Here is a 446-nt window from a genome sequence, read left to right as displayed (position 1 = left end):
CCAGCACGTCGTCGCGCCGGATGCGGCGATGCGTCCCCCGGTACTCGACCGGCCACACGCCGAGATCGGTGAGCTTTCGGACATAGCTGTGGCTGATCCCCGCCAGTTCCGCAGCCTGGGCGACGGTGAGGACGTCCTCCGCGCTGCTGACGGTCACAGACTCGCCCCGAGCCAAGCGGGCGAGGAGGTCCAGAACGGCTGCCCGCGCCGCCTCCGGCAGACGGTAGGCCGTGCCGTCGGCGAAGACGGTGACGTCGTCGGCGTCGAGCGCCCGGGCCAAGGCGGCGGCGTCGTGGGACTCCAGGGCCGGAGCGGTGCGCGGGGCGAAGCGGCTCATGCGACTTAGCGTAGCCAAGCCGTCGGCGGGCCGCCCCGCTCTCCTGCGCACTCTCCGCCCCGCTCTCCGCCCCGCTCTCGTTGCGCCGTCACCTCTGCGGGGTGGGCAC

1 protein-coding gene is annotated in these 446 nt (G+C 73.5%); it reads right to left on the bottom strand.

Translation table 11 applies throughout. The features are described 5' to 3' along the window. Positions 1–337, bottom strand: a 337-nt coding sequence (locus V7053_RS14015) for an excisionase family DNA-binding protein (RefSeq protein ID WP_334172889.1), incomplete at its 3' end; no start/stop codon positions are given. Between the last annotated feature and the right edge of the window lie 109 nt (positions 338–446).

This window comes from Sinomonas sp. (genome assembly GCF_036848755.1).
GTDB lineage: Bacteria > Actinomycetota > Actinomycetes > Actinomycetales > Micrococcaceae > Sinomonas.
This window is presented reverse-complemented; position numbering and strand designations above follow the sequence as displayed.